17 protein-coding genes and 1 pseudogene are annotated in these 20,284 nt (G+C 59.4%); 9 read left to right on the top strand and 9 right to left on the bottom strand.

All coding sequences use genetic code 11. The annotated features are described in order from the left end of the window. Positions 1 to 56: 56 nt before the first annotated feature. Both EAH74_RS05480 and EAH74_RS05490 read right to left on the bottom strand, forming a co-directional pair. On the bottom strand, positions 57 to 899 hold the full coding sequence (locus EAH74_RS05480; RefSeq protein WP_140676812.1) for a mechanosensitive ion channel family protein: 843 nt from the start codon (positions 897 to 899) through the stop codon (positions 57 to 59). A 187-nt stretch (positions 900 to 1,086) separates the two neighbouring features. Further along, a complete protein-coding gene (locus EAH74_RS05490) occupies positions 1,087 to 1,572 on the bottom strand; it encodes a YajQ family cyclic di-GMP-binding protein (RefSeq protein ID WP_028621905.1) in 486 nt (161 codons plus the stop codon). 141 nt (positions 1,573 to 1,713) lie between these two features. Between EAH74_RS05490 and EAH74_RS05495 the strand changes: the two genes are divergently transcribed. From EAH74_RS05495 to EAH74_RS05505, 3 genes are read left to right on the top strand one after another with little or no spacing between them, the layout of a single operon-like run. Further along, the gene (locus EAH74_RS05495; RefSeq protein ID WP_140676818.1) at positions 1,714 to 2,631 is read left to right on the top strand and encodes a putative 2-dehydropantoate 2-reductase; all 918 of its coding nucleotides are present in this window, start codon (positions 1,714 to 1,716) and stop codon (positions 2,629 to 2,631) included. Between the two features lie 45 nt (positions 2,632 to 2,676). Further along, positions 2,677 to 4,713, top strand: a complete 2,037-nt coding sequence (locus tag EAH74_RS05500; protein ID WP_140676821.1) for a sensor histidine kinase — start codon at positions 2,677 to 2,679, stop codon at positions 4,711 to 4,713. Between the two features lie 2 nt (positions 4,714 to 4,715). Further along, positions 4,716 to 5,297 carry a cob(I)yrinic acid a,c-diamide adenosyltransferase gene (locus EAH74_RS05505; protein WP_140676823.1) on the top strand — a complete coding sequence of 194 codons (582 nt, stop codon included), beginning with the start codon at positions 4,716 to 4,718 and terminating at the stop codon, positions 5,295 to 5,297. A 136-nt stretch (positions 5,298 to 5,433) separates the two neighbouring features. Here EAH74_RS05505 and EAH74_RS05510 read toward each other — a convergent pair whose 3' ends face one another. From EAH74_RS05510 to secA, 4 genes are all read right to left on the bottom strand, one after another. After that, positions 5,434 to 6,384, bottom strand: a complete 951-nt coding sequence (locus EAH74_RS05510; RefSeq protein WP_140676826.1) for a Nudix family hydrolase — start codon at positions 6,382 to 6,384, stop codon at positions 5,434 to 5,436. Next, positions 6,381 to 7,013, bottom strand: a complete 633-nt coding sequence (locus EAH74_RS05515; RefSeq protein WP_140676829.1) for a glutathione S-transferase family protein — start codon at positions 7,011 to 7,013, stop codon at positions 6,381 to 6,383. The genes EAH74_RS05510 and EAH74_RS05515 overlap by 4 nt, the downstream gene beginning before the upstream one ends. Before the next feature lie 175 nt (positions 7,014 to 7,188). Then, a complete protein-coding gene (gene argJ, locus EAH74_RS05520; protein WP_123367875.1) occupies positions 7,189 to 8,406 on the bottom strand; it encodes a bifunctional glutamate N-acetyltransferase/amino-acid acetyltransferase ArgJ in 1,218 nt (405 codons plus the stop codon). A 122-nt stretch (positions 8,407 to 8,528) separates the two neighbouring features. After that, positions 8,529 to 11,264 (bottom strand): preprotein translocase subunit SecA, encoded by a 2,736-nt coding sequence (gene secA / locus EAH74_RS05525; RefSeq protein WP_140676832.1) that lies wholly within the window; start codon positions 11,262 to 11,264, stop codon positions 8,529 to 8,531. A 307-nt stretch (positions 11,265 to 11,571) separates the two neighbouring features. On the opposite strand from secA, the gene EAH74_RS05530 reads away from it, so the two are divergent. After that, positions 11,572 to 12,027: a DUF721 domain-containing protein gene (locus EAH74_RS05530; RefSeq protein WP_007945864.1), complete on the top strand. Its 456-nt coding sequence runs from the start codon at positions 11,572 to 11,574 to the stop codon at positions 12,025 to 12,027. Between the two features lie 91 nt (positions 12,028 to 12,118). Here EAH74_RS05530 and EAH74_RS05535 read toward each other — a convergent pair whose 3' ends face one another. Beyond that, a complete protein-coding gene (locus tag EAH74_RS05535; protein WP_140676835.1) occupies positions 12,119 to 13,606 on the bottom strand; it encodes a helicase HerA-like domain-containing protein in 1,488 nt (495 codons plus the stop codon). A 189-nt stretch (positions 13,607 to 13,795) separates the two neighbouring features. Here EAH74_RS05535 and EAH74_RS33760 point away from each other — a divergent pair. The 5 genes and pseudogenes from EAH74_RS33760 to EAH74_RS05555 all read left to right on the top strand — a co-directional run. Continuing rightward, positions 13,796 to 14,827, top strand: a pseudogene (locus tag EAH74_RS33760) (HAMP domain-containing protein); the annotation flags it as partial. A gap of 93 nt (positions 14,828 to 14,920) precedes the next feature. Next, a complete protein-coding gene (locus tag EAH74_RS33765) occupies positions 14,921 to 15,685 on the top strand; it encodes a methyl-accepting chemotaxis protein (RefSeq protein ID WP_409077343.1) in 765 nt (254 codons plus the stop codon). Positions 15,686 to 15,961: 276 nt separating this feature from the next. Further along, positions 15,962 to 17,083 (top strand): glycosyltransferase family 4 protein, encoded by a 1,122-nt coding sequence (locus EAH74_RS05545; protein ID WP_140676842.1) that lies wholly within the window; start codon positions 15,962 to 15,964, stop codon positions 17,081 to 17,083. Further along, complete coding sequence (locus tag EAH74_RS05550; protein ID WP_140676845.1) at positions 17,076 to 17,852, top strand: DUF2334 domain-containing protein; 777 nt, start codon at positions 17,076 to 17,078, stop codon at positions 17,850 to 17,852. Before EAH74_RS05545 ends, EAH74_RS05550 begins: the two co-directional genes overlap by 8 nt. Next, complete coding sequence (locus EAH74_RS05555) at positions 17,849 to 18,844, top strand: lysylphosphatidylglycerol synthase transmembrane domain-containing protein (protein ID WP_140676848.1); 996 nt, start codon at positions 17,849 to 17,851, stop codon at positions 18,842 to 18,844. Before EAH74_RS05550 ends, EAH74_RS05555 begins: the two co-directional genes overlap by 4 nt. A 217-nt stretch (positions 18,845 to 19,061) precedes the next feature. On the opposite strand, the gene EAH74_RS33040 is transcribed toward EAH74_RS05555, so the two are convergent. Together EAH74_RS33040 and purU are read right to left on the bottom strand one after the other, a co-directional pair. Beyond that, positions 19,062 to 19,238 (bottom strand): hypothetical protein, encoded by a 177-nt coding sequence (locus EAH74_RS33040; protein WP_170206609.1) that lies wholly within the window; start codon positions 19,236 to 19,238, stop codon positions 19,062 to 19,064. 86 nt (positions 19,239 to 19,324) lie between these two features. Next, a complete protein-coding gene (purU, locus tag EAH74_RS05560) occupies positions 19,325 to 20,173 on the bottom strand; it encodes a formyltetrahydrofolate deformylase (protein WP_008147434.1) in 849 nt (282 codons plus the stop codon). Positions 20,174 to 20,284: the final 111 nt, after the last annotated feature.

The raw sequence follows: 20,284 nt of genomic DNA on the forward strand, positions 1-20,284 counted from the left end.
CAAGAGACTATTAATCTCTTGGGCTCATTACTGACAGCCAACTAATAAAAGTATGGTTACTGCACGGTTGCTTCCTGAACCACTCGAATCACCCGCTGTGGAAACGGGATATCGATACCCGCCGTTTTCAAACGATCACGGGACTGTTCGTTAAACATGAACATCACATCCCAATAATCCGCCGTCTTCACCCACACTCGCAGGGAAACAGTGATCGAACTATCACCCAGCGTCGAAATCACTGCCTGAGGTGCCGGGTCAGCCAAAACGCGCTCATCTTTGGCCAGGTCCAGCAAAACATGACGGGCCTTCTGCAGGTCCGCTTCGTAATCAACGCCCACATCAAACACAACTTTGCGGGTCGGTTGACGGTTAGTGTTGGTGATGATGCCGTTCGACAGGTTGCCGTTTGGCACGATGATGGTTTTGTTATCGCCGGTACGCAGCACAGTGTGGAAGATCTGAATGCTGTCGACCGTGCCGGCAACACCTTGGGCTTCGATCCAGTCACCAATGCGGAACGGGCGGAACAACAGAATCAGCACACCACCGGCGAAGTTCGCCAGGCTGCCCTGCAAGGCCAGACCGATGGCCAGACCTGCCGCACCGATGGCTGCGACGAACGAAGTGGTTTCCACCCCGATCATCGACGCGACGCTGACGATCAGCAGAACCTTGAGAATAATGTTCGCCAGGCTGCTGATGAAGCCTTGCAACGCCAGGTCGGCGTTACGCAGCGCCAACAACCCGCCGAGCTTTTGCGCCACCTTGTTGATCAGCCACCAGCCGATGGCCAGGGTAATCACCGCCAGCAACACACGGCTGCCGTATTCCATGATCATCGGAATCCAGGCTTGAGACGCCTTGACCAGGTTGTCCACTTCAGTATTCAAATCCATCTACATTCTCCTGATTTCCGGCCATCCGGCACGCAAAAATGAGCGGCAGAAAAAGACCCGCCGGAATAAACACAATCCCTGTGGGAGCGAGCTTGCTCGCGATTGCGGTGTGTCATTCAACAGTGATGTCGACTGATACGCCCTCATCGCGAGCAAGCTCGCTCCCACAGGGTTCCCGCCTGAAAGGTCAGTCGCGGAAGTTGTTGAACTGCAGCGGCATATCGAACGTCTTGGCGCGCAGGGCCGCGATGGCTTCCTGCAAATCGTCACGCTTCTTGCCGGTAATGCGCACTTGCTCGCCTTGAATGGAAGCCTGAACCTTGAGTTTGGCGTCTTTGACATGAGCGACGATTTTCTTCGCCAGCTCTTTGTCGATGCCTTCCTTGAGGACCGCTTCCTGCTTCATCAGCTTGCCCGACGCATAGGCATCCTTGACTTCAAGGCACTGCACGTCGATTTTGCGCTTGACCAGGGCCAGCTTGAGGATCTCAATCATCGCCTCGAGCTGGAAATCGGCTTCAGCGGTCAGGTTGACGGTCAGGTCCTTTTCCTTGAACTCGAAGGTGCCTTTGCCTTTCAGGTCATAACGACGATCGAGTTCCTTGACGGCGTTCTCGACCGCGTTGGTGACTTCGTGTTTGTCCAGTTCGGATACCACGTCGAACGACGGCATGTAATCTCTCCAATAAAAGGGCATGCTCGATCACGATGGAGCACGCCTGGCTTGCGGTTAAAATCCGCGCTGATTATAACGGGTCTTTCCCATCATTCACTGCGAGCCTCCCATGCGCGCGATAAACAGAGCAAAAAGCTGATGTCCACCACCTGGCATGTTCTGGGCTCCGGCAGCCTTGGCACCTTATGGGCCACTCGACTGGCGCGGGCCGGCGTGCCGGTCAAGCTGATCGTGCGGGACGCTGCACGCTTGCAGGCGTATGAGGCTGCGGGTGGGTTGACGCTGGTCGAACACGGTAAAGCGCAGAGCTATCCAGTGCCTGCCGAGACACCCGACAGCAGTGAACCGATCAAGCGCCTGCTGGTGGCCTGTAAAGCCTACGATGCCGAGAAAGCCGTGGCCCAACTGGCTCCGCGCCTGGCTCCCGACGCCGAGCTGATCCTGTTGCAGAACGGCCTTGGCAGCCAGGACGCCGTCGCTGCGCAGGTGCCGCAGGCACGCTGTATTAGTGCGTCGAGCACCGAAGGTGCCTTTCGCGATGGCGACTGGCGCGTGGTATTCGCCGGCCACGGTTACACCTGGCTGGGGGATGCCGGACATCCCGTAGCACCGATCTGGCTGGATGATGTGAGCGCCGCCGGTATTCCCCATGAGTGGAGCACCGATATTCTGACCCGGCTGTGGCGAAAACTGGCGCTCAACTGTGCGATCAATCCGCTGACCGTGCTGCACGATTGCCGTAATGGCGGTTTACAGGAACACCACTGCGAAGTCGCCACCCTCTGCGTCGAATTGACCGAGTTGCTTGAGCGGTGCGGTCAGCCAGCAGCAGCCGAGGACCTTCAACAGGAAGTCGAACGGGTGATTCACGCGACCGCCGCCAATTACTCATCGATGTATCAGGACGTCGCGAACCAGCGCCGGACCGAGATCAGCTATCTATTGGGTCATGCCTGTAAAGTCGCCGCGAGGCATCAACTCAACCTGCCACACCTCAATCAACTTGAGCAAAGGTTGATCACCCATCTGCACAGCCTTGGATTGCCCAGCGACTGAGCAGCGGCTACGCTGGCCACTTGTTCCTTTTCAGCGATGAACCTGATGCCATTGCGCCAGCGCCTTGAAAACCTTCCGGTCGGCCAGAAATTGCTGGCCGCCCTGCTGGTGCTGTTGACCACCGTCCTGCTGGTCGCCAACCTGACCTTTATCAGCGCCGCGTACTACATCTCCCAGGAAAGCATGGCACCTCAGGCCTTGCAGACCATCGGCCGCCTGGTGTCCAACCCCAGCCTGGTGTCCGAAGCCTTGCAGTCACCGCAAAGCGCCGAACGCCTGCTCAATGAGCTCAACAGCTATTCACCGTTGCGCGCGGCGGCCCTTTATGACGGCAAGGGCGAGCGTCTGGCGCAGTTGCAGCATGGCGACAAGCTGAGCCTGCCGGAGCGCTACCGGCACATCGAGTCCTGGCAAGCCACGGAGTTTCGCAGCAATCAAATCATCACCCTGCCCCGCCCCGGCACCGCGCCTGGCCACCTGTTACTGGTCGCCAGCAGCGAACTGCCAATGGCGTTCTATACCGGGACGCTCACCGCCAGTCTTGGGATTCTGATCTTCAGTGTGCTGTTGTGGCTGGTGATTGCCCGACAAATCAAACGCCTGATCACCCGGCCAATTCATCAGCTCGAAGAGCTGTCCCGGCAAGTGACCCGGGAAGAGAACTACGCCCTGCGCGCCTCCCGCGGCAACCATGACGAAATCGGCAGCCTCGCCGAAGCCTTCAACACCATGCTCTCGCGGATCGAAGCCCGGGAGCAGCAACTCAAGCGGGCCCGGGACGATTCCCAGGCTGCGTATGATCAGGCTCAGGGCCTGGCCGAAGAAACCCGCCATACCAATCGCAAACTGGAACTCGAAGTTCAGGTGCGCAGCAAGATCGAGAAGAAGCTCACCGGTTTCCAGAACTACCTCAACAGCATCATCGATTCCATGCCCTCGGCGCTGATCGCCCTTGATGAACAGCTCTACGTGACGCAGTGGAATCAGGAAGCCAGCGCCCTCTCCGGCACCCGCCTCGACGAAGCCTTGAACCAGCCGATCTTCCTTGCTTTCGAACCACTCAAACCGTTTCTGCCGCAACTCAAGCAAACCGTCGAGCAGCACACGGTGGCCAAGATCGAGCGTGTCACCTGGTTCAAGGACGACGAACCCAAGCACTACGCCCTGACGTTTTACCCGCTGATGGGCGGTGCCGGGCGCGGGGTGGTGATCCGGATCGACGACATCACTCAGCGCCTGTCGCTGGAGGAAATGATGGTGCAGTCGGAAAAAATGCTCTCGGTCGGCGGTCTTGCCGCGGGCATGGCTCACGAGATCAACAACCCGTTAGGCGCGATCCTGCACAACGTGCAAAACATACGCCGACGCCTTTCGCCTGATCTGCCGAAGAACCTCGAACAAGCCGAGCAAACCGGGATCGCGCTGGAAACGGTCAACAAATACCTGCAAGCGCGCGAAGTCCCGCAGTTGCTCGACGGCATTCAACAGGCTGGCGCCCGGGCGGCAAAGATTGTCACGCACATGCTCAGTTTCAGCCGCCGCAGTACCCGGCAAATGGCCCCGTGCGACCTGCCGGCGCTGATCGATCAGGCGGTGGAAATCGCCGGTAACGACTTCGACCTGGCGATCGGTTTCGACTTCAAGGGCCAGGCGATCATTCGCCAGTTCGATCCAGCATTAGGCCCGGTGCCCGGGACCGCGAACGAACTGGAGCAAGTGCTGCTCAATTTGTTGAAAAACGCCGCTCAGGCGATTCACCAACGTGAAGACGACCGCGAGCCGGGACGGATCATTCTGCGCACCAAACTGAATCCGCCGTGGGCGGAAATCCAGGTGGAGGACAACGGCATCGGCATGAGCGAGAACGTGCGCAAACGCACCTTCGAACCGTTCTTCACCACCAAGGAAATCGGTCAGGGCACCGGCCTTGGCCTGTCGGTCTCGTATTTCATCATTACCAACAATCACAAGGGTCAGATGGAAGTGCAATCGACCCTGGGCCAAGGCACATGTTTCACCTTGCGCCTGCCCTTGGCGGGCACCCCGCTCGTCTCTCAAGAACTCAATCAGCTATCGAGGTAACCATGGGCTTTCGCTTGTCGAAGATTTACACCCGCACCGGCGACAAAGGCGAAACCGGGCTGGGCGATGGCCGCCGCGTACCCAAGGATCATCCGCGGATCGAAGCCATTGGCGAGGTCGATACGCTGAACAGTCAGGTGGGTGTGCTATTGGCCGGGTTGGCGGCGGAAACTGGCGAGTATCCAGGCTTGAACGAAGTGATCGAGGTTTTGGCACCCTGCCAACATCGGTTGTTCGACCTGGGTGGTGAACTGGCGATGCCGGTGTATCAGGCACTGAATACGGCAGAAGTCGAACGGCTGGAAGCTGCGATCGATGTGTGGAATGAAGAATTGGGGCCGCTGGAGAATTTCATTCTGCCGGGTGGCTCGCCGTTGATTGCCCAGGCTCACGTGTGCAGAAGCCTGGCGCGCAGTGCCGAGCGGCGCTGTCAGCATTTGAACGCCGTCGAACCGCTGGCCGGGGTTGGGTTGGCGTATATCAATCGGTTGTCGGACTTGTTGTTTGTGGTGGCACGGTTGATTGCCAAGCGACAAGGGATAGCCGAGATTTTGTGGCAGCCGGCGGCGAAGCCTGGGGTTTAACCTGGTAGAACATTGTCGCCTGTCTGGTCCTCATCGCGAGCAGGCTCGCTCCCACAGTGGATCTTCTGTGAACACAAGATTTGTGAACACCAAAGATCAATTGTGGGAGCGAGCCTGCTCGCGAAGAGGCCAGCCGCTACACCAAAGAATCAGGCCAGAACGCCCGAATCCCTGCCACACCTTGAGCCCCTGTCTCCCAGGCTTCCTGAAGATCCGTCGGGCCAACACCACCGAGCAAGAACACCGGTTTGCTGAAACCTTCGATCAACGCGCAAGCCTGTTCCCAACCCAACGGCTGAGCCCCCGGATGAGTCAGGGTCGGTTGCACCGGTGACAGGGTCACAAAATCCACCCCCATCTGCTCGGCCAACGCCAGCTCTTCAGCGTTATGGCAGGACGCCGCCAGCCAGCGCGACGCCGGTAACGGGCGGCCAGCCGCCGCGTATTTACGCAGCTGCGCGGAGGTGATGTGCCAACCGGCAGACGGGAAATCTCCCAGCCACTCGAACGGCCCCTTGATCATCAACTGCGCCTTGCCCGCACACAGCCCCGCCGCGTCCACCGCCAGATCGCGGTACTTCGGATCGTAGCCGTTGGGTGCCCGCAACTGGATCAGCTTGATGCCGCCGGCAATGGCTTTTTGAATACCGCGGAGCAAGGCCGGGGTTTCCAGGTCTTCCGGGGTAATCAAATACTGCGCGGGTAACCGAGCAGCCGCGACAATCGGCTGGTTGGCCGCCGGGAACTCGTAGTTCAGCAGATCGCGGGGCGCGACCCATTCCAACGGCTGGCCTTCGGCGCCGTGCGGTTCGCCGGTAAAGGCCGACACTTCCCAAACGTCCAGCAACACTTGCTTGTCCGGGTAATCGTGCCGGACCTTGATCAGCGGGCGAGCCGCGTTGACCACGATGCCCAACTCTTCATGGAGCTCGCGAGCCAGAGCGGTTTCGACGGATTCGTCGGCCTCGACCTTGCCACCGGGAAATTCCCACAGGCCACCCTGATGCTGGGTGTCGGCACGGCGGGCGATGAGGATCTTGCCACTGCCATCACGGATAACAGCGGCAGCTACGTGGACTCGTTTCACCGTTCTACTTCCTCCAGACCTGCCTTCTGCCAAGCCTTGAAGGCTGGCCATTGGTAGATGGTTTCGACGTAGGCCGCGTCCGCTGCGGGCAGCCTCACCTGATAGGTGCGCAGGCGCACGGCGATCGGTGCGAAGAAGGCATCCGCCAAGGTCACGCCGCCGAACAGGAACGGACCGGTTTCGGTGGCGTCGGCGCGGCACTCGGCCCACAACGCCAACATACGCTCGATATCGGCCTGGACGTCAGCCGGTGTCGGCGACAGCGCAGCGTCGTGACTCAAGTCGAATGGCATGTTGCCGCGCATGGCGAAGAAACCGCTGTGCATCTGCGCGCAGGCCGAACGGGCCTGGGCGCGGGCGGCGGTGTCTTTGGGCCAAAGGCCGGCGTCGGGGAACTGCTCTGCCAGATACTCGGCAATCGCCAGGGAATCGGCGATGGTGCCGTGTTCGGTTTTCAGCAGCGGGACTTTCGCGGTCGGCGAGTGCTTGAGCAGACGCTCACGCGTATCCGGCTGGTTCAGCTTGATCAGTTCTTCGGTGTAAGGAACGCCGGCCAGGTCGAGGGCCAACGCGCCGCGCAGGGACCAGGAGGAAATCAGTTTGTCGCCGATGATCAGGTGCAAGCTCATGTTCGGGACCTTTTGATGGAGGGGACAAGCCAATCTATTGAGTGACTGACAGACCGCTTTCGCGAGCAGGCCCGCTCCCACATTGGATCCTGCTGTACACAAAACCTGTGTCCACTGAAGATCCCCTGTGGGAGCGAGCCTGCTCGCGAATGCAGCGACTCGGTCTAACGGTTGATTACGTGCGGTACTCGGCGTTGATTTTCACGTATTCGTGGGACAGGTCGGTGGTCCAGATGGTTTCGCTGCAATCACCCCGACCCAGTTCGATACGGATGGTGATTTCTTCCTGCTGCATCACGGCCGCGCCTTGGGCTTCGGTGTAGGTCGATGCACGAGCGCCACGGCTGGCGATACAGACATCACCGAGGAACACGTCGATCTTGCTCACGTCCAGGTTCGGTACGCCGGCACGGCCCACGGCCGCCAGAATGCGGCCCCAGTTCGGGTCGGAGGCGAACAGTGCGGTCTTGATCAGCGGCGAGTGAGCCACGGTGTAACCGACGTCCAGGCATTCCTGGTGATTGCCGCCGCCATTGACTTCTACGGTCACAAACTTGGTCGCGCCCTCGCCGTCACGAACGATGGCCTGGGCCACGTCCATGCACACTTCGAACACGGCCTGTTTCAGCTTGGCGAACAAATCACCGCTGGCTTCAGTGATTTCCGGCAGTGCTGCCTGACCGGTGGCGATCAGCATGCAGCAGTCGTTGGTCGAGGTGTCGCCGTCGATGGTGATGCGGTTGAACGATTTGTTGGCACCGTCCAGCAGCAGGTTTTGCAGCACGTCGCGGGAAACTTTGGCGTCGGTGGCGATGTAGCCGAGCATGGTCGCCATGTTCGGGCGGATCATGCCCGCGCCTTTGCTGATACCGGTGACGGTGATGGTCACGCCGTCATGCTGGAACTGGCGGCTGGCACCTTTTGGCAGGGTGTCGGTGGTCATGATGCCGGTGGCAGCAGCCTCCCAGTTGTTGACCGACAGGTCGTCGAGGGCGGCTTGCAGAGCCCCTTCGATTTTCTCGACCGGCAGCGGCTCGCCGATCACACCGGTGGAGTACGGCAGCACCAGGCTGGCGTCGACGCCGGTCAGCTCAGCCAGCTTGGCGCACGTGCGCTCGGCGGCGGCAAGGCCTGGTTCGCCAGTGCCGGCGTTGGCATTGCCGGTATTGGTCAACAGGTAACGCACCGGACCTTGCACACGCTGCTTGGCCAGGATCACGGGAGCGGCGCAAAAAGCGTTCAGGGTGAACACGCCAGCGACCGTGGAACCTTCGGCACAGCGCATGACCACAACATCCTTGCGCCCCGGGCGCTTGATGCCAGCCGAGGCGATACCGAGTTCAAAACCGGCAACCGGGTGCAACGTTGGCAAAGGACCAAGACCAACAGCCATGAATGCGCTCCTTAATAAATGATGTCAGCACCGCTTTCAGGAAGAACGGTGGTTTAAATGGCAAAACGCCGCGACGGCATAAGCCGGTCGCGGCGCGGGTATTTCAGCGTATGAAACGGGTTTTACTGGATCTGCCCGTGGCAATGCTTGAACTTCTTGCCCGAACCGCAGTAGCAAAGTTCGTTACGGCCCAGCTTCTGTTCATTGCGTACCGGCGCGGTGGCAAGGGCGACATCGACCTCTTCACCCAGCAGTTCCGGTTGCTCAAGCCCCGGTGCTTCGTCGTGCTGGAACTGCATGCGCGCAGCCAGCGCTTCGGCTTCCTGACGCAGGCGTTGTTCTTCTTCGATCGGATCTTCGCGGCGAACCTGAACGTGGGACAGCACACGGATCGAGTCGCGCTTGATCGAATCCAGCAGCTCGGAGAACAGCGTGTAGGACTCGCGCTTGTACTCTTGCTTCGGGTTCTTCTGCGCATAACCACGCAAGTGGATGCCATGACGCAAGTGATCCATGGTCGACAGGTGGTCTTTCCACAGGTCGTCGAGCACACGCAGAACGATTTGCTTCTCGAAGGTGCGCAGCGCTTCGGCGCTCGCCTGCTCTTCTTTCTCGTTGTACGCGGCCAGCAGCTCGGTCATGAGCTTCTCGCGCAGGGTTTCTTCGTACAGGTGATCGTCTTCGTCGAGCCATTTCTGGATCGGCAGCGCCACACCGAAGTCGCTCTGCAACGCCGCTTCCAGACCGGCCACGTCCCACTGCTCAGGCAGCGATTGCGGTGGAATGTGTGCGCTGACGGTTGCGTTGAGCACGTCCTGACGGAAGTCGGCGATGGTTTCACCGATGTTGTCGGCGGCCAACAAACTGTTACGCATGTGATAAATCACTTTACGTTGTTCGTTGTTGACGTCGTCGAACTCGAGCAGTTGCTTACGAATATCGAAGTTGCGGCCTTCAACCTTGCGCTGAGCCTTCTCGATGGCGTTGGTCACCATGCGGTGCTCGATCGCCTCGCCTGGCTGCATGCCCAGGGCCTTCATGAAGTTCTTCACCCGATCAGAGGCGAAGATGCGCATCAGGCTGTCTTCCAGCGACAGGTAGAAACGGCTGGAACCGGCGTCACCCTGACGACCGGCACGACCACGCAGCTGGTTGTCGATACGGCGCGATTCGTGACGCTCGGAAGCAATCACCTGCAAACCGCCCGACTCGAGCACTTGCTGGTGACGTTTCTGCCAGTCGGCCTTGATCTGGGCAATCTGCTCAGGGGTCGGGTCTTCCAGGGTTGCCACTTCCACTTCCCAGTTACCGCCCAACAGGATGTCGGTACCACGACCGGCCATGTTGGTGGCGATGGTCAGTGCGCCTGGGCGACCGGCCTGGGCAATGATCTCGGCTTCTTTTTCGTGGAACTTGGCGTTCAGAACCTTGTGTTCGATGCCTTCTTTCACGAGCAGGCTGGACATGTGTTCCGACGTTTCAATGGTTGCAGTACCCACCAGCACCGGACGGCCCTGGGTCATGCATTCCTTGATGTCATTGATGATCGCCGCGTATTTCTCTTCGGCGGTCAGGAACACCAGGTCGTTGTAGTCTTTACGCGCCAGCGGTTTGTTCGGCGGGATAACCATCACCGACAGACCGTAGATCTGGTGGAATTCGAATGCTTCGGTGTCAGCGGTACCGGTCATGCCGGACAGCTTGTTGTACAGACGGAAGTAGTTCTGGAACGTGGTCGAGGCCAGGGTCTGGCTTTCGGCCTGAATGTTCAGGTTTTCCTTGGCTTCGATGGCCTGGTGCAGGCCTTCGGACAGACGGCGACCCGGCATGGTGCGACCGGTGTGTTCGTCGACCAGAACGACCTGGCCATCCTGCACGATGTATTCGATGTTGCGATTGAACAGTTTATGAGCGCGCAGACCGGCATAAACGTGAGTCAGCAGACCGAGGTTGTGCGCCGAGTACAGGCTCTCGCCTTCAGCCAGCAGGCCAACGCGGGTCAGCATGTCTTCGATGAACTGGTGACCGGCTTCGTTGAGCTCAACCTGACGGGTCTTCTCGTCGACGGTGTAGTGGCCGGCCTTGGTGACTTCGCCTTCAACTTCTTCGATGTGCAACTCGAGTTGCGGGATCAGTTTGTTGATCTCGATGTACAGCTTGGAGCTGTCCTCGGCCTGACCGGAAATGATCAGCGGGGTACGGGCTTCGTCGATGAGGATGGAGTCGACTTCGTCGATCACGGCAAAATTGAGTTCGCGCTGGAATTTTTCTTCCATGCTGAACGCCATGTTGTCGCGCAGGTAGTCGAAACCGAATTCGTTGTTGGTGCCGTAGGTAATGTCGGCAGCGTAAGCCAGACGTTTCTCTTCCGGCGGCTGGAACGGCGTGACAACACCGACCGACATTCCGAGGAATTCGTAGAGCGGACGCATCCAGTTGGCGTCACGACGGGCCAGGTAGTCGTTCACCGTCACAACGTGCACGCCCTTGCCGGACAGCGCGTTGAGGTAAACGCCCAGTGTTGCCACCAGGGTCTTGCCTTCACCGGTACGCATCTCTGCGATCTGGCCTTCATGCAAGGTCATGCCGCCGATCAGCTGGACGTCGAAGTGGCGCATACCCATGACGCGCTTACCGGCTTCGCGGGCGACCGCAAAGGCTTCTGGCAGCAGCTTGTCGAGGGTTTCCCCTTTGGCGATGCGGGCCTTGAACTCATCTGTCTTGGCACGCAATTGATCGTCCGAAAGGGCCACCATTTGCTCTTCGAAGGCATTGACGAGTTGCACCGTCTTGAGCATGCGTTTGACTTCACGCTCGTTCTTGCTTCCAAAAAGTTTCTTTAACAAAGGCGCAAACATATCGGCAGGATCTTCCACACTAAAGGGATGGAGGGCGGCCCCGTGAGTCGCCCGAGCAGCCCTCATGGCCGCATGCGAACGAGCATTCTACCCGGAAACGATGGTGAGGAAAGTGGCGTTATTCCACGATGCTGGCACAGCGCTTTGACGGGGCTCACTTAAAATAAGGGCTTTTTGCTGAACTTCAAGCCATTCACGGCACAAGTTACTTGTTGATTTAATGGGTAAAGCGCTCACAAAGCAATGGCTCGGGTGCATCCGGTGCTTTCTGCTACCATGGCGGCTCTGTTACTTCAGGTGTCTGATCATGGCATTTCGCCCTCTTACGGCCAGAGCACCCGCCGTCCTGCTTCGCGAAGCCAAACCGCTGAAAGCCATCTTCGGCCACGCTCAACGCCTGGGTCATTTACAACGTCTGCTGGAAAGCCAATTGCAGCCCGCTGCCCGCGAGCATTGCCATGTGGCGTCGTGGCGCGAAGGCAGTTTGTTGCTGATAGTGACCGACGGTCATTGGGCAACCCGCCTGCGTTATCAGCAAAAGCGTCTGCAACGGCAATTACAGATGTTCGACGAATTCGCCAGCCTGACGCGGATTCTGTTCAAGGTTCAGCCTCCCACGGTTCAGCAAGGGGCGGCCGGCCATACCATCAGCTTGTCGACCGATGCTGGCGCGACCATTCAGGCCACTGCCGACGGGATCAGCGATCCGAATCTGCGGGCGGCGCTGGAACGGCTGGCGGCTCACGCCAAACCCAAGGTTTAACGCAAAGTCAAAAGATCGCAGCCTGCGGCAGCTCCTACATTGGGATGGCGAACACCCTGTAGGAGCTGCCGCAGGCTGCGATCTTTCTCTTTTAGCGGCGTTTGCTGCCGCCGAGCAACGACCCCATCAGACCGCGTACCAACTGTCGGCCCAATTGATTGGCCGCCTGGCGCATCGCTGATTTCAATGCCTGCCCCGCCGCGGTGCCGAGGAATTCCCCGGCCTTGTCGGTGAAGCTTGGCTCTTCGGCTGCCGGTTTGCCCGGAACAGCGTCAGGCTCTGGCGCCAACCCTTTGCGCCCCATCAACACTTCATAAGCCGATTCGCGATCAACGGGTTTGTCATACCGTCCCTTGAACGGCGACCCCGCGATCAGCACCGTGCGCTCAGTCTCGCTCAGTGGCCCGATCCGCGATTGCGGCGGCGCCACCAAAACCCGCTGGACTATCTCCGGCGTGCCCTTGTCCTGCAAAGTGCCGACCAGCGCCTCGCCGATCCCAAGCTCGGTCAGCACCGACAAGGCATCGAACGCCGGGTTCGGCCGGAAGCCTTCGGCCACCGCTCGCAAGGATTTCTGTTCCTTGGCGGTGAACGCGCGCAGGCCATGCTGAACGCGCAGACCGAGCTGAGCCAGCACGTCATCCGGCAAGTCGCCCGGCGATTGGGTGACGAAATACACGCCAACGCCTTTCGAGCGTATCAGCCGCACCACCTGCTCAAGACGATCCTGCAAAGCCTTTGGCGTACCGGCGAACAATAAATGCGCTTCGTCGAAAAATAACGCCAGCAGCGGTTTGTCCGAATCCCCGCGCTCTGGCAATTGCTCGAACAGTTCGGCCAGCAGCCACAACAGGAACGTCGCGTAGACCTTCGGCGCTTCATGCACCAGACGGCTGGCATCGAGCAGGTGAATGCGCCCGCGACCCTCGGCGGTCGGCTGCAGAATGTCTTCGAGTTGCAGCGCCGGCTCACCGAACAGCGCTTCGGCGCCCTGCTGTTCCAGGGTCGCCAGACGCCGCAACAGTGCCTGACTGGAACCGGTGGTCATCAGCGCGGCGTCTTCACCCAGCAATTCGGGGTTGTCACGCAGGTGATTGAGCAGTGCCTTCAGGTCCTTGAGGTCCAGCAACAACAGCCCTTCACGGTCCGCCACCTTGAACGCGGCGTACAGCGCCGACTGTTGACTGTCGGTCAGCTCCAGCAGGCTGCCAATCAATAACGGCCCCATTTCGCTCAAGGTTGTGCGCAACGGATGACCGGACTGACCGTGAATGTCCCACAGGGTCACTGGATACGCCTGAGGCTTATGGTGCAGCCAAGGCATCCCGGCAATCCGCTCGGCGATTTTTCCTTGAGGGTTGCCGGCGGCGCCCAGACCACACAGGTCACCCTTGATATCGGCGGCGAACACCGCCACGCCGGCATCGCTGAATGCTTCGGCCATCCGCTGCAAGGTGACGGTTTTGCCCGTCCCGGTAGCGCCCGCGACCAAACCATGACGGTTCGCCAGACGCATGGCCTGGGCAATGGGCTGCCCGGCGAGATCAGCACCGATAACGAGTTGCAATGAGTCAGGCATTTGGTCACCCATGGTTAATCTTTGATCCTTCACGGCCGATAGAAATAAGCGAGAGACCCAATTGAAAGCAAGGTCCGACATTCCCCTATGGAGAGCAGGAATTACCGACTCGCTCCGTTGCGCACTCATTTTGCGCGCATTAACAGCAACGCGCCCCGAACAATAAGACCTTAGCGGACCCCCCGAGCCATGAACAAAAATCTGCGCTTCAGCCATAAAATCCTGCTTGCCGCCGCCCTCATCGTCATTGCCGCCTTCGCCACGTTCACGCTGTACAACGACTATTTGCAGCGCAACGCCATTCGCGAAGACCTGGATAACTACCTCAATGAGATGGGAGACGTCACCGCCAACAACATCCAGACCTGGCTGGCCGGCCGCATCCTGCTGATCGACAACCTCGCCCAGAACATCGCCATCAATCCCGAACAGGCCACCGTTTCCAGCCTGCTTGAGCAGAAAGCCCTGACGTCGACCTTCATGGCGTCCTACCTGGGCGACGCCACCGGTCACTTCACCATCCGCCCGGATGCGAAGATGCCCGATGGCTTCGACCCACGGGTTCGCCCTTGGTACAAAGGCGCCGAAAGCAGCAGCACCGCCACCCTGACCGAACCCTACATCGACGCAGCCACCGGCCAAACCATCATCTCGATCGCCACCGCCTCGAAAAAGGCCGGGCAAAGCGTCGGTGTGGTGGGCGGCGACCTGAGCCTGCAAACCCTGATCGACACCCTCAGCGCCCGCGACTTCGACGGCATGGGTTACGCGTTTCTGGTCAGCGCCGACGGCAAGATTCTGGTCCACCCGGAAAAAGCCATGGTGATGAAGTCCCTGAGCGAGGCCTACCCGAAAAATACCCCGCGCCTGAGCAGCGACTTCAGTGAAGTGGAAGTCGATGGCAAAACCCGCATCGTCACTTTCACCCCAATTAAAGGCCTGCCATCGGTCAACTGGTACATCGGTCTGTCGGTGGACAAAGACAAAGCCTTCTCCATGCTCAGCGAATTCCGCGCTTCGGCGGTCATAGCGACGGTCATTGCCGTGGCCATCATCATCGCTCTGCTGGGCATGCTGATCCGCATCCTGATCCAGCCGCTGCACGTCATGACCCGCGCCATGGCAGACATCGCCGACGGCGAAGGCGACCTGACCAAACGCCTGACCATCGTGAACAACGACGAATTCGGCGTCCTCGGTACCGCGTTCAACCGCTTCGTGGAGCGCATTCACGGTTCGATCCGCGAAGTGTCGTCGGCCACCGGGCAAGTCAACGAAGTGGCACTGCGTGTAGTGGCCGCCTCGAACTCCTCGATGTTCAACTCCGACCAACAGGCTTCGCGCACCAGCAGCGTGGCCGCGGCAATCAACCAGCTCGGCGCCGCCGCTCAGGAAATCGCCCGCAACGCAGCGCAAGCATCGAGTCAGGCCAGCGATGCCCGCAGCCTGGCCGAAGATGGCCAGCAAGTGGTGGATCGCAGCATTGTCGCGATGAATCAGCTATCGAGCATGCTCAGCGCCTCAAGCACCAACATCGAATCGCTGAACAGCAAAACCGTGAACATCGGGCAGATTCTTGAAGTGATCACCAGCATCTCCCAACAAACCAACCTGTTGGCGCTGAACGCGGCCATCGAAGCGGCGCGCGCCGGTGAAGCCGGACGTGGTTTTGCCGTGGTGGCCGATGAGGTGCGCAACCTGGCACACCGCACTCAGGAATCGGCGCAACAGGTACAGACCATGATCGAGGAGCTGCAAGTCGGCGCCCGCGAATCCGTCAGCACCATGAGCGACAGCCAGCGCCACAGTCAGGACAGCGTTGAAATCGCCAACCTGGCCGGCGAGCGGTTGAACAGCGTGACGTTGCGTATTGGCGAGATTGACGGGATGAACCAGTCGGTGGCGACGGCGACCGAGGAACAGACGGCGGTGGTGGAGTCGATCAACGTCGACATTACCGAGATCAACACGCTGAATCAGGAAGGTGTGGAAAACCTGCAGTCGACGTTGCGGGCGTGTGCTGACCTTGAGCAGCAGGCGGCGCGGTTGAAGCAGTTGGTGGGCAGTTTCCGGATCTGAAGGTTCGATGGTGGATCGGCGTTGAAGCGCAGCCCCCCTCACCCCAGCCCTCTCCCCAGTGGGGAGAGGGGAAAGGGAGCCGATCTTCAAGCCATTCAAACCTGAGTTCGACTCGGACTTTCAGGTCGATGTAGCTCTAAGAACAACTCGGTCAGTCCCCTCTACCTCTGGGAGAGGGTTAGGGTGAGGGCGCGCGATCGACGCCCCGCCACAAAACCCCAACCGAACATCTATCCTTCATAAAGGTCAACCAAGGGAGAACAACGGACCGGAGGGATGTTCATCGTGCATATCGCTGACATAACCATGTTCTACGCCCCTGCCAGCGGTGGCGTGCGCACTTATCTGGATGCAAAACACCGTCGCCTGAGCATCAAGCCAGGCATTCGCCACAGTCTGCTGATCCCTGGGGCTTACTTCAGTGAACAGGATGGCGTTTACACGGTTCCGGCCCCCGCCCTGCCCTTCGGCAAGGGTTATCGATTCCCTCTCCGTCTCGCGCCATGGCGCAATGTTCTGCAGGACTTACAGCCCGACCTGATCGAGGTCGGCGACCCTTACCTCACTGCTTGGGCGGCCCTCGATGCCCGGCGGCAACTCGATGTCCCGGTGATCGGCTTTTATCATTCGGACTTGCCGCTGCTGGTCAGCAATCGCATGGGCAACTGGGTCACCACCAACGTCGAAGCCTATGTCAGCAAGCTCTATGGCAACTTCGATCGGGTTCTGGCCCCCAGCCAGGTCATGGCCGACAAACTGATCGGGCTGGGGGTGAAGAACGTTTTCGTTCAACCGTTGGGCGTCGACTTGCAAACCTTCAATCCCTCTGCACGAGACACGGGCCTGCGGGCCGAGTTGGGCATTGATGAAAACACGCATTTGCTGATCTTTGCCGGGCGCGGCTCCAAGGAAAAAAACCTGCCGGTGCTGCTCGACTGCATGAAACGCCTGGGCCGACGTTATCACCTGCTGCTGGTAGGTTCGTCGATGCCGGCTGTGGTGCCCGACAACGTCACTGTGGTCGATGAGTTCTGCCCGGCAGCACAAGTGGCGCGATTGATGGCCAGCGCCGATGCGCTGCTGCATGCCGGCGATCAGGAAACATTCGGTCTGGTGATTCTTGAAGCCATGGCCAGTGGCATTCCGGTGGTGGCCGTGGCGGCCGGGGCCTTTCAGGAAATCATCACCGATCAATGCGGCCTGCTCTGCCCGCCGAATAATTCATTGGCGATGGCCAACGCGGTGCGCGAGCTGTTCAGTTCGGGCAGCGTGGTTTTGGGTAAACAGGCCCGTAGCCATGTCGAACGGCATTACTCTTGGGACACGGTGGTCAACAGCCTGCTGGGGCACTATCACGCCGTGCTCGGCAGCCACTGGCCACTGACGGCCAATGGTTGACCCCATGAACCCGCCCAGCCTGTTACTCGTGCTGCACGACGTTGCACCGCAAACCTGGGCCGATTATCAACCCTTTGTCGACGCTGTCGACGCCTTGGGCGAGGTGCCGATGACCTGGTTGGTGGTGCCCGATTTCCACAAGCACAGCGATCTGGAGGAGCATCCGGGATTTCGACGTTTACTCACCCATCGTATCGCCCGAGGTGACGAACTGGCATTGCACGGTTACTTTCATTGCGATGAAGCGCCCACGCCCACTACCCCACGAGACTGGTTCATGCGCCGGATCTACACCCACGAAGGCGAGTTTTACAGCCTGTCTCAAGAAGTCGCCCTCGCCCGCCTGCGCGCCGGTATCGAAATATTCCACCGTTATCACTGGCCACTGGAGGGCTTCGTCGCCCCGGCCTGGTTGATGAGCGAAGGGACGCGCCAGGCCTTGCGCCAGTTGCCCCTGCGTTACACCAGCGATCCTCAGCATCTGTATCGTCTGCCAGACTTCACCGCGGTCGACGCGCCGGGACTGGTCTGGAGTGCGCGCAGTGCCTGGCGCCGTGGGTTGTCGAAGCTCGTCAGTGATCAACGCGAACAACGCTGGCAGCAAGCACCGGTGATTCGTCTCGGCCTGCACCCGGTGGATATGCGCCATGAGTTCTCGCGTACTTACTGGCTACAAACCCTCAAGCGCCTGCTCGACGAAGGACGTGTGCCGATGACCAAGGCACGCTGGCTGGCGCTGCAAAGCGACCGTATCGGTCGCGCCGCATGAGTCGCGGGATTCTGCTGCTCGTCGCGCTGCTTGCTGCGGTGCTGATTCCGTCGCTGCTGGGCGGTAACGAAACCTGGTATCGACTGCAAAGCTTTCCGCTGACATGGTTACTGATCATGTTCGGCATGATCCTGCTGTGCTGGGTGCTGAACACGATGCGCTTGCGTTTGTTGCTAGGGGATCAGCGCGACAAGGTGGGCCCGCTAAAAAGTCTCGGCGTGGTGATGGCCGCCGAATTCGCCTATTGCGCAACACCGGGTGGCAGCGGCGGGCCGCTGACGATCATGGCGCTGCTGGCGCGCAATGGCGTGCGTCCGGCCAGGGGCAGCGCCGTGTTTGCCATGGATCAACTGAGCGATCTGCTGTTTTTTCTCTGCGCGCTGAGCGGAATCCTGATTTACGCGTTGTTCCAGCACCTCAGCCAACGCATGGAATGGCTGCTGACTGTCAGCGCCATTTCGATGTTCGGCGGGTTGTTCAGTTGCGTGGTGGTCGCTCGCTACCATCGAGTACTGATTCGTCTGAGCGGTCGATTGCTCGCTCGCCTGAATGTCAAAACCACCACGCGTCTGCGCTGGGCGCGAAAACTCCTGCACTTTCTGGCGGCCTTTGCTGACACGCTGAAGTTGCCCTTTCAGACGCTCATCAAGGTGTTTGCCCTGACTTGCCTGCATTGGATCTTGCGCTATAGCGTGCTGTATCTGGCATTGCGTGGGCTTGGGGCGGATTTGCAGTGGGCCTGGAGCTTTCTGATCCAGATGCTTTCGCTAAGTGCGGGGCAGTTCAGCCTGTTGCCGGGCGGTGCCGGGGCGGCGGAGTTGACGTCGGCGGCGCTGCTGGCGCCGATGGTGGGAAAATCCACCGCGGCGGCGGCGATTCTGATCTGGCGGGCGGTGACTTATTACTTTTATCTGGTAGTCGGCGGGCCGGTATTTTTACTGATGCTTGGGCGGCCGCTGCTGAAGAAGTTGATGAAGTTCAAGCAGGCCTAAAAAGATCGTCTGAACGCGGCCCGAACCTTCGGCAGCTCCTACATGGAGATTTGCAGCGCCGATTCGGGCCTCATCGCGAGCAGGCTCGCTCCCACAGGGGATCTTCGGTGTGGCATAGGACCAATGTGGGAGCGAGCCTGCTCGCGATGACGATGGATCATTCACCGAAAATCTCCATGGCGCTGCCGAAGGTTCGGGCCGCGTTCGGACGATCTTTTTAGGCCTCCCCCATTTCTTCGTCGGACTCCGGATTCAGTTGCTCCCACAACTCCGCCGCACCGGGAAACTCCGTACCGTCTTCGGGTTTCATGTCATCCGGGTCATAACGACTCAAACACCCTTCGCCCAACGTGGCGGGTGCCCTGGAAGTGGCTTTGTCGAGTGGATCGGCCATGATCATGTCCTCAGTGCAGAAACGGCGAAGGGCCTGAAGCGATTGAACGCCCAGGCCCTTCGAATTTCAACCGTGTTGTATCGCTATCAGAACACCACGGTTTTGTTGCCGTGCACCAGCACGCGGTCTTCCAGGTGATAACGCAGACCACGGGCCAGCACCATCTTTTCGACGTCCCGACCGAAACGCACCATGTCGTCGATGCTGTCACTGTGGCTGACGCGAACGACGTCTTGTTCGATGATCGGACCGGCATCCAGTTCTTCGGTCACGTAGTGGCAAGTAGCGCCAATCAACTTCACGCCACGCATCGATGCCTGGTGATACGGCTTGGCACCGACGAACGACGGCAGGAAGCTGTGGTGAATGTTGATGACCTTGTGAGCATATTCGCGGCACAACTCGGGCGGCAGGATTTGCATGTAGCGAGCAAGTACGACCACTTCGGCATCGTGCTGTTTGACCAGGCGTGAGACTTCGGCGAAGGCCGGCTCTTTATCCTGCGGATTGACCGGTACGTGGTAATACGGAATCCCGTGCCACTCGACCATGCTGCGCAAGTCGTCATGGTTGGAAATCACGCAGGAAATTTCGCAATCCAGCTCATCACTGTGCCAGCGGTGCAACAAGTCGGCGAGGCAGTGAGACTCGCGACTGGCCATCAGTACCACGCGCTTTTTCTGCTCGGTATCGGTGATGCGCCAGTTCATCGAGAACTCTTCGGCAATCGGTGCAAACGCTTCGCGAAAGGCATCGATACCGAAGGGCAGCGAATCGGCACGAATTTCGTGACGCATGAAGAACCAGCCACTGAGATTGTCCGAGTGATGGCTCGCTTCAGTGATCCAGCCGTTATGTGACGCCAGAAAGTTACTGACTTTAGCAACGATGCCGACGCGGTCCGGGCAAGCAATCACCAGCCGAAAAGTGCGCATGAGGGTCAAACTCCAGAACTTCGCAAAGGCGGCCATTCTAGCGATTGCGCAGCAAAACTGCAGTATTGATGACGTGTGGCCCGACACAAAGGTAAGCGGCACAGGTTCTGG

This window comes from Pseudomonas mandelii, assembly GCF_006438925.1.
In the GTDB taxonomy this organism is placed as follows: Bacteria; Pseudomonadota; Gammaproteobacteria; order Pseudomonadales; family Pseudomonadaceae; genus Aquipseudomonas; species Aquipseudomonas mandelii_C.

What these genes read in the sequence shown, in the direction of transcription:
- EAH74_RS05480 (WP_140676812.1), bottom strand. Translation starts at nt 899, where the DNA reads ATGGATTTGAATACTGAAGTGGACAACCTGGTCAAGGCGTCTCAAGCC.
- EAH74_RS05490 (WP_028621905.1), bottom strand. Translation starts at nt 1,572, where the DNA reads ATGCCGTCGTTCGACGTGGTATCCGAACTGGACAAACACGAAGTCACC.
- EAH74_RS05495 (WP_140676818.1), top strand. Translation starts at nt 1,714, where the DNA reads ATGTCCACCACCTGGCATGTTCTGGGCTCCGGCAGCCTTGGCACCTTA.
- EAH74_RS05500 (WP_140676821.1), top strand. Translation starts at nt 2,677, where the DNA reads ATGCCATTGCGCCAGCGCCTTGAAAACCTTCCGGTCGGCCAGAAATTG.
- EAH74_RS05505 (WP_140676823.1), top strand. Translation starts at nt 4,716, where the DNA reads ATGGGCTTTCGCTTGTCGAAGATTTACACCCGCACCGGCGACAAAGGC.
- EAH74_RS05515 (WP_140676829.1), bottom strand. Translation starts at nt 7,013, where the DNA reads ATGAGCTTGCACCTGATCATCGGCGACAAACTGATTTCCTCCTGGTCC.
- argJ (WP_123367875.1), bottom strand. Translation starts at nt 8,406, where the DNA reads ATGGCTGTTGGTCTTGGTCCTTTGCCAACGTTGCACCCGGTTGCCGGT.
- secA (WP_140676832.1), bottom strand. Translation starts at nt 11,264, where the DNA reads ATGTTTGCGCCTTTGTTAAAGAAACTTTTTGGAAGCAAGAACGAGCGT.
- EAH74_RS05530 (WP_007945864.1), top strand. Translation starts at nt 11,572, where the DNA reads ATGGCATTTCGCCCTCTTACGGCCAGAGCACCCGCCGTCCTGCTTCGC.
- EAH74_RS05535 (WP_140676835.1), bottom strand. Translation starts at nt 13,606, where the DNA reads ATGCCTGACTCATTGCAACTCGTTATCGGTGCTGATCTCGCCGGGCAG.
- EAH74_RS33765 (WP_409077343.1), top strand. Translation starts at nt 14,921, where the DNA reads ATGTTCAACTCCGACCAACAGGCTTCGCGCACCAGCAGCGTGGCCGCG.
- EAH74_RS05545 (WP_140676842.1), top strand. Translation starts at nt 15,962, where the DNA reads ATGTTCATCGTGCATATCGCTGACATAACCATGTTCTACGCCCCTGCC.
- EAH74_RS05550 (WP_140676845.1), top strand. Translation starts at nt 17,076, where the DNA reads ATGGTTGACCCCATGAACCCGCCCAGCCTGTTACTCGTGCTGCACGAC.
- EAH74_RS05555 (WP_140676848.1), top strand. Translation starts at nt 17,849, where the DNA reads ATGAGTCGCGGGATTCTGCTGCTCGTCGCGCTGCTTGCTGCGGTGCTG.
- EAH74_RS33040 (WP_170206609.1), bottom strand. Translation starts at nt 19,238, where the DNA reads ATGGCCGATCCACTCGACAAAGCCACTTCCAGGGCACCCGCCACGTTG.
- purU (WP_008147434.1), bottom strand. Translation starts at nt 20,173, where the DNA reads ATGCGCACTTTTCGGCTGGTGATTGCTTGCCCGGACCGCGTCGGCATC.